Origin of the sequence: Streptomyces sp. E11-3 (assembly GCF_046540415.1) — a bacterium.
In the GTDB taxonomy this organism is placed as follows: domain Bacteria; phylum Actinomycetota; class Actinomycetes; order Streptomycetales; family Streptomycetaceae; genus Streptomyces.
Genome location: NZ_JAZGRL010000001.1, coordinates 1,815,999 through 1,833,233, shown reverse-complemented (window position 1 = coordinate 1,833,233; position 17,235 = coordinate 1,815,999). Strand labels below are relative to the sequence as shown.

13 protein-coding genes and 2 pseudogenes are annotated in these 17,235 nt (G+C 69.9%); 9 read left to right on the top strand and 6 right to left on the bottom strand.

The genetic code is table 11. The features are described from left to right. The 4 genes and pseudogenes from U9R90_RS08235 to U9R90_RS08220 all read left to right on the top strand — a co-directional run. Positions 1 to 784 (top strand): annotated as a pseudogene (locus U9R90_RS08235) (ABC transporter ATP-binding protein); the annotation flags it as partial. A 162-nt stretch (positions 785 to 946) separates the two neighbouring features. Further along, entirely contained in the window at positions 947 to 1,834 is an 888-nt protein-coding gene (locus tag U9R90_RS08230) for a FadR/GntR family transcriptional regulator (RefSeq protein ID WP_411055735.1), read from the top strand. A gap of 405 nt (positions 1,835 to 2,239) precedes the next feature. Beyond that, positions 2,240 to 3,787 (top strand): RNA polymerase sigma factor, encoded by a 1,548-nt coding sequence (locus tag U9R90_RS08225; RefSeq protein ID WP_411055734.1) that lies wholly within the window; start codon positions 2,240 to 2,242, stop codon positions 3,785 to 3,787. Between the two features lie 163 nt (positions 3,788 to 3,950). Next, on the top strand, positions 3,951 to 4,826 hold the full coding sequence (locus U9R90_RS08220) for a S1 family peptidase (protein WP_411055733.1): 876 nt from the start codon (positions 3,951 to 3,953) through the stop codon (positions 4,824 to 4,826). A 133-nt stretch (positions 4,827 to 4,959) separates the two neighbouring features. Here U9R90_RS08220 and U9R90_RS08215 read toward each other — a convergent pair whose 3' ends face one another. After that, positions 4,960 to 5,184 (bottom strand): hypothetical protein, encoded by a 225-nt coding sequence (locus U9R90_RS08215; protein ID WP_411055732.1) that lies wholly within the window; start codon positions 5,182 to 5,184, stop codon positions 4,960 to 4,962. 464 nt (positions 5,185 to 5,648) lie between these two features. Here U9R90_RS08215 and U9R90_RS08210 point away from each other — a divergent pair, with 464 nt between their 5' ends. The 3 genes from U9R90_RS08210 (at position 5,649) to U9R90_RS08200 (ending at position 10,048) form a co-directional block, all read left to right on the top strand. Next, a complete protein-coding gene (locus U9R90_RS08210) occupies positions 5,649 to 7,781 on the top strand; it encodes a type IIA DNA topoisomerase subunit B (protein ID WP_411055731.1) in 2,133 nt (710 codons plus the stop codon). A gap of 153 nt (positions 7,782 to 7,934) precedes the next feature. After that, on the top strand, positions 7,935 to 8,450 hold the full coding sequence (locus U9R90_RS08205; RefSeq protein WP_411055730.1) for a DUF485 domain-containing protein: 516 nt from the start codon (positions 7,935 to 7,937) through the stop codon (positions 8,448 to 8,450). Continuing rightward, on the top strand, positions 8,447 to 10,048 hold the full coding sequence (locus U9R90_RS08200) for a cation acetate symporter (RefSeq protein ID WP_411055729.1): 1,602 nt from the start codon (positions 8,447 to 8,449) through the stop codon (positions 10,046 to 10,048). The genes U9R90_RS08205 and U9R90_RS08200 overlap by 4 nt, the downstream gene beginning before the upstream one ends. 59 nt (positions 10,049 to 10,107) lie before the next feature. On the opposite strand, the gene U9R90_RS08195 is transcribed toward U9R90_RS08200, so the two are convergent. Then, positions 10,108 to 11,040, bottom strand: a complete 933-nt coding sequence (locus U9R90_RS08195) for a sucrase ferredoxin (RefSeq protein ID WP_411055728.1) — start codon at positions 11,038 to 11,040, stop codon at positions 10,108 to 10,110. Positions 11,041 to 11,060: 20 nt separating this feature from the next. Then, positions 11,061 to 12,689, bottom strand: coding sequence for an IS200/IS605 family accessory protein TnpB-related protein (locus tag U9R90_RS08190; protein ID WP_411055727.1), 1,629 nt, complete (start codon positions 12,687 to 12,689; stop codon positions 11,061 to 11,063). A gap of 214 nt (positions 12,690 to 12,903) precedes the next feature. On the opposite strand from U9R90_RS08190, the pseudogene U9R90_RS08185 reads away from it, so the two are divergent. After that, a pseudogene (locus U9R90_RS08185) lies at positions 12,904 to 13,704 on the top strand (citrate/2-methylcitrate synthase); the annotation flags it as partial. A gap of 70 nt (positions 13,705 to 13,774) precedes the next feature. On the opposite strand, the gene U9R90_RS08180 reads toward U9R90_RS08185, so the two are convergent. Continuing rightward, entirely contained in the window at positions 13,775 to 14,011 is a 237-nt protein-coding gene (locus U9R90_RS08180) for a hypothetical protein (protein ID WP_411055726.1), read from the bottom strand. Between the two features lie 189 nt (positions 14,012 to 14,200). After that, complete coding sequence (locus U9R90_RS08175) at positions 14,201 to 14,791, bottom strand: DUF6082 family protein (RefSeq protein ID WP_411055725.1); 591 nt, start codon at positions 14,789 to 14,791, stop codon at positions 14,201 to 14,203. 305 nt (positions 14,792 to 15,096) lie between these two features. Between U9R90_RS08175 and U9R90_RS08170 the strand changes: the two genes are divergently transcribed. After that, positions 15,097 to 16,269 (top strand): CobW family GTP-binding protein, encoded by a 1,173-nt coding sequence (locus U9R90_RS08170; protein ID WP_411055724.1) that lies wholly within the window; start codon positions 15,097 to 15,099, stop codon positions 16,267 to 16,269. Here the strand turns inward: U9R90_RS08170 and U9R90_RS08165 are convergent. Beyond that, positions 16,266 to 17,235 (bottom strand): DNA gyrase C-terminal beta-propeller domain-containing protein (locus U9R90_RS08165; RefSeq protein WP_411055723.1); only part of this gene is annotated, 970 nt, incomplete at its 5' end. The genes U9R90_RS08170 and U9R90_RS08165 overlap by 4 nt on opposite strands.

Here is a 17,235-nt window from a genome sequence, read left to right as displayed (position 1 = left end):
CACGGTCCGCCCCGCCCGCAGCCCCCTGAACCCCCTGCGCTACGAAGTACGCAGGGCGGCCGGCGTCAGCACCGGTTGGCTGGTCACGCTGCTCGTGCTCGCCGTCTCCTCCGTCATGGCCGTGTTTCTCGCCAGGACCGGCCACACCCCGCAGCCCCGCCTCCTCGCCGCCTGGCCCCACGAACTCCCGCTCCCCCCAGCGGCCATGGGTGCGGGACTTCTCGGTGCCCTCGCCTTCGGCGACGAGTTCCGCCACCCCGCGCTCGCCGTCGACCGCGCCGCCGTGCCCCGCCGCCTCGGTCTGCTCCTGGCCAAACTCACCGTCTCCGCGGCCACCGCCCTGTTCATCGCGCTGGTCACCGTGGTCTGTGACGGTGCGGCGCTGCACCTCGTGTACGGCGAGGAGCTGACCCAGCTGCCCGCTGACTGGCCTGTGCTCACCGCGAGTTGGCTCGGCCTGGTGATCGGCTGTGCCTGGGCGGGGCTGCTGGCCGCGGGCGTATTCCGTTCCACCTCGGCGGGGTTGGCCGCGCTGCTCGCCGTGCCGGTGGTGCTCGTACCCCTGGCACAGAAGGCACTTGAAGGGCCATCGGCGCGATCCGCCGCCGGGCTTCCCGGCCGGATCCGCGATCTCGCCCTGACGCAGTGGCCGTTCGGGAGCGAGCGGTATATCGCCGGAGCCGTACGGGTGATCGCTCAACCCGTGGGCAGCGCGCTGCTGCTGAGCCTGACCGTGCTGCTGTGTGCCTATCTGCTCACCACCCTGCGCGGCAGGCTCCGCTGAAGCACATCGCGCCGTCGCTCACCCGTAACTGGCCACAACTCCCCAGAGAACGCCCGGTTACGTCCGATAAGGCGTCAATTGCGGCACAGTAGGCGATCACCCTTTCGTGTGCTTTTCACCAAAGACCTCAAGGGGCTTGGGAGGTGAGCCGACAAAGGTTCCGTGAGTACCCTTGCGCACACCATGATGACCGCCGCCCGCACCGCTGACTCCGGCCTCGCAGGTCCGGGCGAACTCGACCGCTACACCTACGCCGAGGCCCCGAGCGCCGGCCGCGTCGGAGCCCCCGCGTGGGACGGCCCCGACCAGGAGCTGGGCCGTGCCAGCCGGCGCGCGACGGGCAGCCGCGGCCGCGGGCTGCACGGCCAACTCGTCCAGCAGCTCGGCCAGATGATCGTCTCCGGAGACCTGGGAGCCGACCGTCCGCTCGTCCCCGAGGAGATCGGCCAGCGCTTCGAGGTCTCCCGCACCGTCGTACGCGAGTCGCTCCGCGTCCTGGAGGCCAAGGGGCTGGTCAGCGCCCGCCCCAACGTCGGTACGCGGGTACGCCCCGTCAGCGACTGGAACCTCCTGGACCCGGACATCATCGAGTGGCGCGCCTTCGGGCCACAGCGCGACGACCAGCGCCGCGAGCTGAGCGAGCTGCGCTGGACCATCGAACCGCTCGCCGCCCGGCTGGCCGCCGGGCACGGCCGCGAGGAGGTGCAGCAGCGCCTCGCCGACATGGTCGAGATCATGGGCCACGCGCTGGGCCAGGGGGACACCATCACCTTCGCGCGCGCCGATGCCGAGTTCCACGCGCTGCTCATCCAGGTCGCGGGCAACCGCATGCTGGAGCACCTGTCCGGCATCGTCTCGGCCGCCCTGCAGGTCTCCGGTGGCCCGACCACCGGCTGCGACCGGCCGAGCGAGTCCGGCCTCGCGCACCACTCCCGGCTGGTCGACTGCCTCGCCGCGGGCGACGGGGCTGGAGCCGAGGTCGCGATGCGCCAGCTGCTCACCGTCCATCCGGACGTGGAGCGCGTGGTCCCCGCGCCCCGCGAGCACTGACCCTGCGCGGCACCCGCCCCACGCCCCTCGTATGCGTACGGCGTCGCACACATTTTCCGCGCCGTTCCCACGCATCTCCCGTACATACGAGTCGCCGGACCCGGGCCGGGCCCGGCGACTCGTATGTACGGGCTCCACCATCTGTTGGTGTATGTCTGTTTCTATCCGTTATAGATGGTTACGGGGTGTGACTCGGGCCACGCAGATTGGGCGTAACGCTCTTCCGGGTAGCGCGATGACCTAAGAGGTGACAGTCGAGGAGGGAATACAGCGGCCGCTTTCGGCGCTGTGCTAGCTCCGACACCCGCCCGTGCCGTCGGCCCAATCCCCAGTCGGCGGTCGTCGGCTCCTGTTCCACAATGGACGGAGCCGGAACCCGTTTTCCATCGTTCCGAGAGGTTGTTCGTGTCGGCCAGCACATCCCGTACGCTCCCGCCGGAGATCGCCGAGTCCGAGTCTGTGATGGCGCTCATCGAGCGGGGAAAGGCTGAGGGGCAGATCGCCGGCGATGACGTGCGTCGGGCCTTCGAAGCTGACCAGATTCCGGCCACTCAGTGGAAGAACGTTCTGCGCAGCCTCAACCAGATCCTCGAGGAAGAGGGTGTGACGCTGATGGTCAGTGCCGCGGAGTCGCCGAAGCGCCCCCGCAAGAGCGTCGCAGCGAAGAGTCCCGCCAAGCGCACCGCTACCAAGACCGTCGCGGCCAAGACCGCCACGGCGAAGAAGGCCACCGCCACCGCCGCTGCCGAGGCGCCCGCCGCCGCGGCCGCTGGTGAGGACGCCGTGGCCGCCCCCGCGAAGAAGGCCGCCGCCAAGAAGACGGTGGCCAAGAAGGCCACGGCCAAGAAGACCGCGGCGAAGAAGACGACGGCCAAGAAGGCCGGCAAGAACGACGAGCTGGCCGGCGACGAGTCCGTCGAGGAGACCACCGCCGCCAAGGCCGGTGACGACGAGGAAGAGACCACGGGCGGCGAGGCCAAGGGCTTCGTCATCTCGGACGACGACGAGGACGACGCGCCCGCGCAGCAGGTCGCTGTCGCCGGTGCCACCGCCGACCCCGTCAAGGACTACCTCAAGCAGATCGGCAAGGTTCCGCTCCTCAACGCCGAGCAGGAGGTCGAGCTCGCCAAGCGCATCGAGGCGGGCCTGTTCGCCGAGGACAAGCTGGCGAACGCCGACAAGCTGGCGCCGAAGCTCAAGCGCGAGCTGGAGATCATCGCCGAGGACGGCCGCCGGGCCAAGAACCACCTCCTGGAGGCCAACCTCCGTCTCGTGGTCTCGCTGGCCAAGCGCTACACCGGCCGCGGCATGCTCTTCCTGGACCTGATCCAGGAGGGCAACCTCGGTCTGATCCGCGCGGTCGAGAAGTTCGACTACACCAAGGGCTACAAGTTCTCCACGTACGCCACCTGGTGGATTCGGCAGGCGATCACCCGCGCCATGGCCGACCAGGCCCGCACCATCCGTATCCCGGTGCACATGGTCGAGGTCATCAACAAGCTCGCGCGCGTCCAGCGCCAGATGCTCCAGGACCTGGGCCGTGAGCCCACCCCGGAGGAGCTGGCCAAGGAGCTCGACATGACCCCGGAGAAGGTCATCGAGGTCCAGAAGTACGGCCGTGAGCCGATCTCCCTCCACACCCCCCTGGGTGAGGACGGCGACAGCGAGTTCGGTGACCTCATCGAGGACTCCGAGGCGGTCGTCCCGGCCGACGCCGTGAGCTTCACCCTGCTCCAGGAGCAGCTGCACTCCGTTCTGGACACCCTGTCCGAGCGCGAGGCGGGCGTGGTCTCGATGCGCTTCGGTCTCACCGACGGTCAGCCGAAGACCCTCGACGAGATCGGCAAGGTGTACGGCGTGACGCGTGAGCGCATCCGCCAGATCGAGTCGAAGACCATGTCGAAGCTGCGTCACCCGTCGCGTTCGCAGGTCCTGCGCGACTACCTCGACTAGGTCGCCAGACCGGTCCATCCCGTACGCCGAAGGGCCCGGAGCCTCCCACAGGGGCTCCGGGCCCTTCGGCGTGTCCGGGTATCCCCGGCCGGTCTCTGGGTGCGCGACGCCGCCTGCTGGATAACGCTGAGTGCGTCAGTGCCACCCAGGGTGAGGAGAGCGTATGCGTCGCCGTCCCAGCGTCGGAGCCCTGTCCGGGGCGCTCGCCCTGGTGGCGGCGGTGCTGATGCCCATGGTCGGACCGGTACCCGCGGCCGCCGACGGAGTGATCGTGGGCGGTGTTCCGGTCCGGGTGGCGAAGACGCCGTGGGTGGTCGCGCTGTCCAGCCGTCACCGGTTCGGCGGTACGCGCTCGGGGCAGTTCTGCGGCGGGGTGGTGGTCGGGCCGTCGACGGTGCTCACGGCCGCCCACTGTCTGCGCCGCGAGGTGCTGGGGGTGCCCCTGAAGGCGGTGCGCGATCTGCGGGTCATCGTGGGCCGGGAGGATCTGCGGGCGCGCGGCGGGCGGGAGGTGGCGGTGCGCGGCGTACGGGTGAGTCCCGCGTACGACCCCCGTACGAACGCCGGCGATGTGGCCGTACTGCGGCTGGCCGCCGAGTTGCCCGCGTCCCACGTCCTCACCATGGCGGGTCGCGGTGACACGGCGTACGAACCGGGGACCGCGGCGGCGGTGTACGGCTGGGGCGACATGACCGGCGACGGTGACTACGCGCATACGTTGCGTGCCGCTCAGGTGACGGTGCTGCCCGACGGGGCGTGCGAGAAGGTCTACCCGGGCAGCGCGGCCGGGACGTACCTCGCGGGGTCCATGTTGTGCGCGGGGGAACCCGAAGGCGGGCCGGACGCCTGCCAGGGCGACAGCGGCGGTCCGCTGGTCGCCCGCGACCGGCTGATCGGGCTTGTCTCGTGGGGTGACGGCTGTGGGCTGCCGGGCAAGCCGGGCGTCTACGCGCGCGTCTCCAGCATCCTGCGGTACGCCCCGGACCGGTCTGGCGAGGACGTGCGCGGCGGGCGTCCTGCGGCGCCCCAGGCGGGCTGACGGGCCCCTGGCCGCGGGCGGTGGCCACGGCCTGGCGCGGACACGAGAGCGGGCGGCCATCCCTGGTGGGTGCAGGGGTGGCCGCCCGGTCTGCCGACCCTGGGTCGGCGCTGGCTCGTCGTCGTGCGAAGTGTCAGCGTTCCTCGTCGTTGGCCGGTACGGCGGTCAACCGCTCCGTCTCGTCCTGTATCTCAGCGGCGATCTTCTTGAGTTCCGGCTCGAACTTGCGACCGTGGTGGGCGCAGAAGAGCAGTTCGCCGCCGCTTGTCAGCACGACGCGCAGATAGGCCTGGGCGCCGCAGCGGTCGCAGCGGTCAGCGGCCGTCAGCGGGCTCGCGGGGGTCAGAACAGTAGTCACGTCGCCTCTTCTCTAGCTCGACGAGCTGTCGTACCAGGGTCAACATCCAACCAGGCCGAAAACGTTCCCGCTCGCGGCTTTTCCTCGAAACTTCTTCCCGAGAGGTTGTCTGCTACCGGTTGGCGGCGAATGTGCCGTATCGCGTCGCTTACGGTTTTCGCGTGGTTTGTCGAGTGGCTGGTCGGGTCCGGTGGTCGGTCTTGCGTCGTCCTCGCCAGCCGGAGTGCGGCTGGTTGTTCATGAGGACGTGCCCGGAGCCTAAATGGTTCATGCCTGGTTGGGAACGTGATATGTGCATCACCCCTTTGGGGGATCGAACGCGCGTACGAGTCTGGGCTAGGCTGAACTCATACGTGGGTGGCGTGACAACGGCTCTACCAGGCCTCGGTACCCTCTGATCGGCGACCGACGCCGGGCCCTCGATCCATGGGGTCGCAATCGAAATTCAGCGAGGAGCGAAACGCGTGACCGCCGAGACGTCCGTGCCGTCCACAGCGCTGCTGACCGGAGCAGACCGGGACGGTTCCAACTACACCGCGCGGCACCTGCTCGTCCTGGAGGGGCTCGAGGCGGTCCGCAAGCGTCCTGGCATGTACATCGGGTCGACGGACAGCCGTGGCCTGATGCACTGCCTCTGGGAGATCATCGATAACTCCGTCGACGAGGCCCTGGGCGGCTACTGCGATCACATCGAGGTGATCCTGCACGACGACGGCTCCGTGGAGGTCAGGGACAACGGCCGCGGCATCCCCGTCGACGTCGAGCCCAAGACGGGCCTGTCCGGCATCGAGGTCGTCATGACCAAGCTGCACGCGGGCGGCAAGTTCGGCGGCGGTTCGTACGCCGCTTCCGGCGGGCTGCACGGCGTGGGCGCCTCCGTGGTCAACGCCCTCTCGGCCCGCCTGGACGTCGAGGTGGACCGGAGCAGCGCCACCCACTCGATCAGCTTCCGGCGCGGTGTCCCCGGGGCGTTCGCGGCCGAGGGTGCCGACGCACCCTTCGAAGCCGCCGGCGGGCTGCGCAAGGGCAAGCGGGTGCCCAAGACCCGCACCGGCACCCGGGTGCGCTACTGGGCCGACCGCCAGATCTTCCTCAAGGACGCCAGGCTCTCCCTGGAGAACCTGCACCAGCGGGCCCGCCAGACCGCGTTCCTGGTGCCCGGACTGACCATCGTCGTACGCGACGAGCGGTCGGGCGGCGACTCAGAGGCCGCAGGCGGCAAGAGCGAGGAGACCTTCCGCTTCGACGGGGGCATCAGCGAGTTCTGCGAGTTCCTCGCCCAGGACAAGCCGATCTGCGATGTGCAGCGCCTCAGCGGCACGGGCACCTTCAAGGAGACCGTCCCGGTCCTGGACGAGCTCGGCCATATGACCCCCACCGAGGTCACCCGTGAGCTCGGCGTCGACATCGCACTGCGCTGGGGCACCGGGTACGACACCACGGTCAGGTCCTTCGTCAACATCATCGCCACCCCCAAGGGTGGCACCCACGTCACCGGCTTCGAGCGCTCGCTCACCAAGACGGTGAACGAGGTGCTGCGCACCCAGAAGCTGCTGCGCGTCGCCGAGGACGACATCGTCAAGGACGACGCCCTGGAGGGTCTGACCGCCGTGGTCACGGTGCGGCTCGCGGAGCCGCAGTTCGAGGGACAGACCAAGGAGGTCCTGGGCACGTCGGCGGCCAACCGCATCGTCGCCAATGTGGTCGCCAAGGAGCTCAAGGCCTTCCTGACCTCCACCAAGAGGGACTCCAAGGCCCAGGCGCGGTCCGTCATGGAGAAGGCTGTCGCGGCCGCCCGCACCCGTATCGCGGCCCGTCAGCACAAGGACGCGCAGCGCCGGAAGACGGCCCTTGAGTCCTCCTCGCTGCCCGCCAAGCTGGCCGACTGCCGCAGCGACGACGTGGACCGCAGCGAGCTGTTCATCGTCGAGGGAGACTCCGCGCTCGGCACCGCCAAGCTCGCCCGGAACTCCGAGTTCCAGGCCCTGCTGCCGATCCGCGGCAAGATCCTCAACGTCCAGAAGTCGTCCGTGTCGGACATGCTGAAGAACGCCGAGTGCGGCGCGATCATCCAGGTCATAGGAGCGGGCTCGGGCCGCACCTTCGACATCGACGCCGCCCGGTACGGAAAGATCATCCTGCTGGTCGACGCCGACGTCGACGGCGCGCACATCCGGTGCCTGCTGCTCACGCTCTTCCAGCGCTATATGCGGCCCATGGTGGAGGCGGGCCGGGTCTTCGCCGCCGTACCGCCGCTGCACCGGATCGAGATCGTCCAGCCCAAGAAGGGCCAGGACAAGTACGTGTACACGTACTCGGACAACGAACTGCGCAGCACCCTGCTGGAGTTCCAGCGCAAGGGCGTGCGCTACAAGGACTCCATCCAGCGCTACAAGGGTCTCGGCGAGATGGACGCCGACCAGCTGGCGGAGACCACGATGGACCCGCGCCACCGCACCCTGCGCCGGATCAACATCACCGACCTGGAGTCGTCGGAGCAGATCTTCGACCTGCTGATGGGCAACGAGGTCGCTCCCCGCAAGGAGTTCATCACCAGCTCCGCGGCGACGTTGGACCGCTCCAGGATCGACGCCTGATCCAGCCCGACCCGCCCGAAGAGTCCCCACGTAGACACTTGATCGGCAAGTCACCTGATGGAGTGAAGAGCATGGATTGAAGAGTCCGGGATCTTCCCGTTCTGCCCATCCTTGGGCGCGCGGCCGAACGGGGCCGCGGACAAGGAGAGTTCGGTGGACAAGCACGACGGTCGCGATGCCGGGCAGATCCGGCTCGGCGATCTCAGCGATATCGGTGATCCCTGGTACGACGCGCTGGCCTCCGACTGGGGCGAGCTGGACAGCACCGGCGCGCCCGTACCAGCCCCGCCGCCCGCGCACCCGGCGGCGCGCGAGCAGGCCGGCAGCGTCGCCGACATCTATCTGGAGGTGCAGCACAGCGCGGCCTTCCAGGAAGTACGCAGCCGGTACCGGAGGTTCGTCGGCCCGGCGGTCGCCCTCTTCTTCCTCTGGTACGTCGCCTATGTCGTCGCCGCGACGGCCGCGCCCGGACTGATGGCGCGGCCCGTCGCGGGCGCGGTGAACGTGGCGATGCTCGCCGGACTCGGCCAGTTCCTCACCACCTTCCTGCTGACCTGGGCGTACGCCCGGCACGCCCGGCTGCGCCGTGATGCGGCGGCGCTCGACCTGAGATGGGCCGTCTTCGACAAGAAGCGGGTGCGGGAGCAGTCTGCGAGGGCAGACCGTTGACGGCGCTCAGAGGTGACCACCAGGCGCTGGCGCTGGTGCTGTTCAGTGTCTTCGTGGCTGTGACGCTGGGGATCACGACCTGGGTCAGCCGCCATCGGCACGGTTCCCCGGAGGAGTTCTACGCGGGTGGTCGGCTGTTCTCGCCTTTGGAGAACGGTTTCGCCATCGCGGGCGACTACATGTCGGCGGCGTCCTTCCTCGGCATCGCCGGGCTGATCGCGCTCTTCGGCTACGACGGCCTGCTCTACTCGGTGGGCTTCCTGGTCGCCTGGCTGGTCGTGCTCTTCCTGGTGGCCGAACTGGTGCGCAACTGCGGCCGGTTCACGCTCGCCGACGTGGTGGCCGCCCGGATGAGCGAGCGTCCGGTCCGGATCGCCGCGGGAACTTCCTCGGTCACCGTGTCCGTTCTCTATCTGGTGGCGCAGATGGTGGGGGCGGGCAGCCTGGTCGCGCTGCTGCTCGGGGGTACGAGCGGGGCCGCGCAGGCCTGGACCGTGGTCGGGGTCGGCGCGCTGATGGTCGTCTATGTGTCGCTGGGAGGGATGCGCGCCACCACCTGGATCCAGATCGTCAAGGCCGTCCTGCTGATGGGCGGAGCGATCGCGCTCACCGTGCTCGTCCTGGTGCGCTTCCACGGCGACTTCAACCAACTGCTGAGCACGGCCGCCGACCGCAGCGGCCACGGAAAGGACTTCCTGTCACCGGGGTTGAGGTACGGCGGCGACCTGGTCGCGCGCTTCGACTTCATCAGCCTCGGACTCGCGCTGGTGCTCGGTACGGCGGGGCTGCCGCACATCCTGTCGCGCTTCTACACCGTGCCCACCGCGCGGGCCGCCCGGCGTTCCGTCGTCTGGGCCATCGGGCTCATCGGCAGTTTCTACCTGATGACGATCGTGCTCGGCTTCGGGGCGGCCGCGATCCTGGGCTCCGACGAGGTGCGCAGGTCCAACCCCTCGGGGAACACTGCGGTCTCGCTGCTCTCGCTTGAACTGGGGGGCGGTGCGGGTTCGACAGGAGGAACGGTTCTGTTCGCGATCGTCGCCGCGGTCGCCTTCGCCACGATCCTGGCGGTCGTCGCGGGCATCACCCTCGCCTCCTCGGCGTCCGTCGCCCATGACCTGTACGCCTCGCTCAAGCGCAAGCACGCCAAGCAGCGCAGCGAGGTCGCCGTGGCCCGGCTCGCGTCGGTCGGCATCGGTGTCGTCGCCATCGCACTCGGGCTGCTCGCCCGGAACCTGAACGTCGCCTTCCTGGTGGCGCTCGCCTTCGCGGTCGCGGCCTCGTCCAACCTGCCGGTCCTGCTCTACTCCCTGTTCTGGCGGAACTTCACCACCCGTGGCGCGGTCTGGGCGGTCTACGGAGGCCTGGTCCCGGCGCTGATCCTGGTGGTCCTCTCCCCGGTGGTCTCCGGCACCCCGGACTCGATCTTCCCCGGTGTCGACTTCCACCTCTTCCCGCTGCGCAACCCTGGTCTGGTCTCGATCCCGCTCGGCTTCCTGGCCGGCTGGATCGGCACGGCCACATCCCCGGACTCGCCGGACAAGGCCAAGCACGCGGAGACGGAGGTCCGTTCGCTGACGGGCGCGGGGGCCGTCTAGGGCAGCCCTAGGGCCTGTCCGTCGTCAGGCCCCCAAGGCGCCTGACCGGCAGGGACCGCCTAGAGGGGGCGTACGGCCACGACGTCCATCCGGGCCGGGGACCCGAGTGCGGACCCGCAGCTCTCCGGGCGCGGCGGCAGTGACGCGCCCTGGGCGACCGTGACCCGCCAGTGGCGACCGTCGGTGTGGGTGACGGTCACCTCCCAGCGCGGGGCGGCTCCATCGATGCGTACGACCGCGAGTACGCCCGCGCGGTCCTCGCCCGTCGCGGTGCGCACCGCGAGCTCGGCGGCCTGGCCGGGACGCTCCCAGGCGGAGTTGCCCCGGCACCGGTCGGTGACGATCCGTCCCTCGGTCACGGCTGCGAGGACGTCCTTGACCGCGTGGGCGCCGATCCTGCCGTAGGCGTATCCGTACGGCAGCACCAGCAGCGTGGGCGAGAAGCGGTGGCCGCCGAGATGGGTGACCTCCCATGCGCCTTGGGCCCCGGAGACGGCGAGCTCGGTGGCCAGCGGGCGGCCGAGCAGGGCGCAGCAGCGGTCGCGCTTGCCGTTGGTGCACACCAGGGCGAGGGGTGCGCCGGTGTGGGCCGTACCGCCGAGCGTGGTGTCGAAGCTGTGGTGGTTGCCTTCCCCCAGAGCGGCGAAGTCGAGGCGCAGGAGTTGTGTGGGGTCCTCGGTGACGGCGGCACGCAGCCATAGAGCGTCTGGTGCCTGCGCGCCCGGGGCCACATGGGCCGCGAACACCCGCCGCCGCTCCGCCGTGTGGCAGTCCGCGTGTCGTCCAGGCCGCCGGATCAGTGCGACCCGTACCCCGGTTCCCTCGGCCGCTTCCTCCAGGGCGCGGCCGAGCTCCGGATCGAGGTGGCTGGAGGTGAGCGCCTGGACGCCCCAAGGGCCCGGCTGCTCGAGCAGCAGCCACGTCCTGGCGTTGGCCGCGGTGCCCGCGAGCGGTTCGGCAAGGTCCCGCGAGGCGGTCGCGCATGTACTCACAAAGGTGAGCCTAACCGTTCCTAAAGACTGAGCGGGAGTGAGTCCTGTTGCCAGAACCCATGCTCAGCCGAACGCCCCGAACGGTGTTGGGCATTCTGGTCCACCGCGTTCTCGCCGCGTCCGGCGCGCACGGATCGTGTCCGTGGTCCGGGGATACGGGGGCGGTTTCCCTCACGCCCCGGGGTGCCCGGTCGGGCCTGGACGGTCCGATGCCCTGCACGATCGCTCTGGTCGTGCAGGGGCGGTGCCGTCCGTCGCCGGATCGGGTGCCCCAGGGCGCGCCTGCCGATCGCCACGGCGGCTGCGTCGTGGCGGGTCGTCTTACGGTTCCTGCTGGTGAGGGGCTTTTGCCAGTGCTGGGCGCCCCACTTGGAGGTGTAGGCCGCGTCGACGGCGACGATGGGGATGCCGAGTTTGGCCGCCATGGCCACGAGCCGGGCCCGCAGCCTGGCCACGGGCATGCCGGAGATGAGCTTGCGGAACCGTTTGCGGCGGCCGTGCTTCTCGCGTGTTTTCTCCGTGGTGAAGTCGAGGTCCTCGACCGCGATGGCGAGGCCGTGGCGCTGAGCCCAGTGCAGCAGGCGGATCAGCGCGTGCCTCACCTGCGCGTCGCGGTGGTCGGCGGCGCCGGACAGGCCGTAGCCGAACCGGAGCGGTTCGCCGACGGGGTTGCCGTGTACATCGAGGCGCCAGGCGGCGAGATGGTCGGCGTTGGTGTCCACCCCGACCAGGCCGTTCGCGCGGGCCGCCTCCAGCGGCACGGTCGGGACCAGTGGATTCGTCCATGACGCGGTCAGATACCAGCGGCCCCGCGCGGTGTCTTCGTGGACGCGGTAGGCGACGGCCCGGTTGGCGGTGACGCGGTCGGCCCACTGCTCGCCCCGGTGCGCGAAGCTCACGCGGGCGGCGAGGACGTATCGACCGTGCGGCGCGTTCGCCAGGTGCGCCAGCGGCGCCGGGAGCTTGAGTGAGACCTCGCCGTCGTCGGTGACGCGGATGGTCTCGTTGCCGTACCGCTTGCCGGACTCGCCGTCGGCCTGAAGGAACCGGCGCCCGGCCTGCCACCGCTGGCGCCATTCCGGCTCGGTGAGCTGGGCGGCGTCCAGGTGGCGGCGGGTATTCAGCAGCCGCTTGCCGCCGCGCACCACGTGCACGACCCCGGCCTCACGGTCCGCCCGCACCGGCTGAAGCCGGTCCTCGAGCACATGCAGGCGGCGGGACTCGGCGAACCACTCCCGCCCGCTGCGGTAGCCGCCCGGAGCGCGCTTGGTGCCCTTCTCGCCCACGGGCACAGACAGCCGGTGCGTGATCGTCTCGATCCCGGCCTGAAGGCTCTGGATGTGCGCGAGCTGGCCGCGCCGGGCCAGCGCCCACTGGTCGTGGGTGGCCTTCGTGATGCTCCCGGCCCAGCGCGAGGAGGATTCCTCGGTCAGGACACGCTTACGCTGCGCCCACTGCTCGGTGTCGTGCTCCAGCCCGGCCGAACACCGCGCCTTCAGATCACGGGCAGCGAGCGAACCCAGCAGGTCGCCGACCAGGCGAAGCACCTGCTCGTCCCCGGCGCCCAGGTGCTTGAGCCGGGTACGGACCGCGACCCCCGAGGGGCCGAGCACCACGAACGGCGCCGCCACCTCCCGCAGTCCACTCACTCCGTCACCCCGGCCCGGCAAGAAATCCGTCACCGCATCCAACGACCACCACCGGCGAAGGTCACGCATTCGATGCAAGAACTCTCGTTCCCTGTCGGTGAGTGTGCCTGCCACCGCCCGGCAGGCACACTCACATGCGCCAGAACACACCACGTGCCATCGAACACCACCTGTTCATAACCCCCGCTCACGGCAGTGGTCTGGGCGGCCAGGGCCCACGTACGACATCGACGGCGAGCGGCGCCTTGCGGACGCGCTCGCCGCGAGTGCCGTGGTCCCGACACTGCTCACCGCCCTTTGCCGGCTCGGGCAGGGCCTCGACCCGGTGGAGCCGCGCGACGATCTGCCGTACGCCGCCAACTACCTTTACATGCTCACCGGTTCGGAACCGGACCCCTCGCGCGCCCGGGCGATCGAGCAGTACCTGATCTCGACCATCGACCACGGCTTCAACGCCTCGACCTTCACCGCCCGCGTCATCACCTCGACCGGCGCGGATGTGGCGGCCTGCCTGACCGGCGCGATCGGGGCGCTCTCCGGCCCGCTGCACGGCGGCGCCCCCAGCCGGGCCCTGGACACCCTGGACGCCATCGGCGCGCCCGACCGCATCGACCCCTGGATCCGCGAGCGCGTCCTCGCGGGCGAGCGGATCATGGGCTTCGGCCACCCCGTCTACCGCACCGAGGACCCCCGCTCGCGCATGCTGCGCGGCATCGCGCGGCGGTTCGGCGGCCCGATGGTCGACTTCGCCGTCGAGGTCGAGGCCCGCGTCGAGTGGATATTGGCCGAACTCAAACCGGGCCGAGAGCTGCACACCAACGTGGAGTTCTACGCCGGAGTGGTCATGGAACTGTGCGGCCTGCCGCGCGAGATGTTCACGCCGACGTTCGCGGCGGCGCGGGTGGTCGGCTGGAGCGCCAACATCCTGGAACAGGCGGAGGACTCAAAGTTCATCCGGCCGGCGGCGCGGTATGTGGGGCCGGCTGCGCCGCAGCCGGTTCCGGCGGTTTCCTGAGCCACGACAGGCCGAGACCCGGCGCGCCGTCGAGCGCGCCGGGTCTCAGCCTGCGGCTTCGGTGGCTATGTCAGGCATCCGGGATGTCCCCCTTCGCCCGGACCAGGGTCTCGCGGCTGATCACCACGATGCGCTCGTAGTCGGCGCGGGCGGCATCGGGAGGGAGTTCGGCATCGAGTGTTTCCGTCCTGTCTGCCCCGATCACCGCGAAACTTCCGTCCTGCAGCTCGAAGATATCGGGGCACGTCTGTCCCGTCAGGCTGCCTCGCTCGCGGGGAGACGCACCGATGCGCCGCACGATCTTCACGTGGATGATGGTCCTAGCATGAGTGGTGGATGTGGTGATGTCGATCTGCTGGGAAGGGGTGGTTCCGGACAGCAGGCAGCGACGAAGCGCCAGACACGGCAGCGGATGGCTCCCGGGCGCGCGAGGACAACCTAGCCGGTTCTGGCCCGCTCACAGTGCTCAACTTGCCGGTAGCCTGTGACGCGCGACTCATTCCCAGTCCGGGGCCTCGCCTACGACCCACCACTCATCGGTGTCGGCATCGTCCAGTTCCTGTAGGAGGGCGTCGACCATCTCGCCCAGTTTGGCCTCCTCCGACCCGCTCGGCAGGCTCGCCCGGTTGTTCCGGGTGGCTTCCCAGTACTCGCGGACTTTTGCGCTCTGGAACAGACCCCGGAGGTGACCGTGCAGTTCCGGCAGAGTGACGATGCCGATTCGATAACCGTGCAAGGTATGCGCATAGAGCGCATTGGCGAAGAGATACTGACTCTGGGTCTCCGGTGACAGCTCGCCGCCGTATGTGTCGAGCACCGGGAGCAGGGACCGCGCCTGGGCCGCCTTCATGAGCAGGTTGCGATGGTCCCGTTCGTACTCGATGAGGTCGGCGCGCTGGGCCTGCTGCTGGCGCTCCTCCTCAAGTGCCTCAAAGCGGCGGCACAGTTCGGCGCAGCTGCGGCAATGCGCTTCCAGTGAGCGGTGCTGAGCGGCCAGGACGGCCATTGCGCCTGCGGCCGAGAGCGCGAGGCCCGCCCTCATGGCGGCGTGCGCGGCTTTCCGTAGTCCAGACATTTGTGTGGCCATGTCAACCCCCGAGTCAGGCGACCGTCCGCCGGTCGTCGGGTACGGGTCGACAGTGGAGCGGGACCGGCGAGCGGTGGGCGGTTCGCTTTTGTCTCCCAGGGTGCCGAGCGGCTCTGATCGGCGGGAGGCAGAACGGAGGCGCACGGGAGCGTGCGAATTGTCAGGACAACCGGCGCCGTGCCCTGAGTGTGCCCCGTCAGGCCGCTAACAATCGTTCACTTCGCGCCTTGGGGCCGGTCGGGGGGTGTGCGCGGGAGCGCGCCTATGCTGTGGCGGCGGTATCGGCAGCGTACGAAAGGTCCAGTGTGAGCCAGCGGCAGATCCCCGTCGTCGTCCTCGCGGGGTTTCTGGGGTCGGGCAAGACGACCTTGCTCAACCACCTCCTGCGGCACAGCGGTGGCAACCGGATCGGGGTCATCGTCAATGACTTCGGGTCCATTGAGATCGACTCGATGACCGTTGCCGGGCAGGTCGGCTCTACCGTGTCGCTGGGCAACGGGTGTCTGTGCTGTGCCGTCGACGGGAGCGAGCTCGACGCGTATCTGGAGAAGCTCACCCGGCCGTCGGTCGGCTTGGACGTCATCGTCGTCGAGGCGAGCGGTCTTGCCGAGCCGCAGGAGCTGGTGCGGATGCTGCTCGCCAGCGAGAACCCGCACATCGTGTACGGCGGGCTGCTGGAAGTCGTCGACGCCGCCGAGTTCGACGCCACCAGGCAGCGGCACCCCGAGATCGAGCGGCATCTCGCGCTCGCCGATCTGATCGTGCTCAACAAGACGGACCGGGTGGGGGAGAGCGAGCAGCGGCGCGTCCGGGCCGAGGTCGCGGGGTTCGGTGACGGTGCGGCGGTGGTCACGTCGGTGTACGGGCGGATCGACCCGGAGCTGCTCTTCGAGAGCAAGCCGAAGGGGGAGCGGTTCGGGCAGTTGTCCTTTGACGACCTGGGAGGGCACGACGACGACGGACACGGACACGACCACGAACATGGGCACGAGGGGCATTTGCACGCCGCCTATGAGGCCGTTTCGTTCACCTCGGACGACGCCATGGACCCGCGTCGGCTGCTCGAGTTCCTCGACGCCAGGCCCGAAGGGCTCTACCGCATCAAGGGCTTCGTCGACTTCGGCGCACACGACCCGCGCAACCGCTACGCGCTGCACGCCGTCGGACGGTTTCTGCGGTTCTATCCCGAGCCCTGGCCGCGAGGCGATGAGCGGCGTACGCAGCTGGTGCTGATCGGGTCGGGGATCGACGGCGACACGCTGCTGGAGCAGCTCGGGCGGTGCCCGGTCAGCGGGCCGCGCGGCGACGCCGGTCACTCCGGTCACGCCGGTCCCGAGGCGATGTGGGGCGTTCTGCGCTACGTCCAGGAGGCGGAGGACGCGCGGGCCGCCCAGGAAGACGTCCGGGACGTTCAGGAAGACGTCCGGGACGCCCAGGACATGGGCGGCCCGGACGCATCCGGCCTACCGCTCAACTAGGCCGCGGGCCCCGCCACCGCCGCCACCGGCTTCGGCAGTGAGACCCCGGAGCCGTCCCGGCGCGGGTCGGTCTCCGGGACCTCGGCCGGTGCGCCGTTCTTCTGCGCGGCCAGCGCCGGAGTCGGCCCGGCCCAGGCGATCGAGAGGCAGTCCTCGCCCTTCAGGAACCGCTGGCAGCGCACGCCGCCCGTGGCCCGGCCCTTGCGCGGGTACTGGTCGAACGGTGTGATCTTCGCAGTGGTCTGCACCGAGTCGTCCAGCGTGCCGCGCGAGCCCGCCACCGTGAACACCATCGCGTCCACGCCCGGGTCCACCGCGGTGAACGAGATCACCTTGGCGCCCTGGGTGAGCTTGATGCCCGCCATACCGCCCGCGGGACGGCCCTGCGGCCGTACCTGCGATGCCTGGTAGCGCAGCAGCTGGGCGTCGTCCGTGATGAAGACCAGGTCCTCCTCGCCGGTCCGCAGCTCGGCCGCGCCGACGATACGGTCGCCCTCCTTGAGGGTGATGACCTCCAGCTCGTCCTTGTTGGCCGGGTAGTCGGGCGCCATTCGCTTGACGATGCCCTGCTCGGTGCCGAGTGCGAGGCCCGGCGACGACTCGTCGAGCGTCATCAGGCAGATGAGCTTCTCGTCGCCCTCCAGGGTGAGGAACTCCGAAACCGGCGCCCCGCCCGACAGGTTGGGCGCGGCCGCCGTCTCCGGCAGCTGAGGCAGGTCGATGACGTTCAGCCGGAGCAGCCGCCCGGACGAGAGCACCGCGCCGACCTCGCCGCGCTGGGTCGCGGGCACCGCGGAGACGATCACGTCGTGCTTGGTGCGCTTGGCCTCCGTGTCGAAGGCGAGCTCCCCGTTGGCCGTACGGGCCAGCAGCCCCGTCGACGACATCAGCACCCGGCACGGGTCGTCCGAGACCTCCAGCGGCACGGCGGCGGGGGGGGGGCCCGCCCCCCCCCCCCCCCCCCCC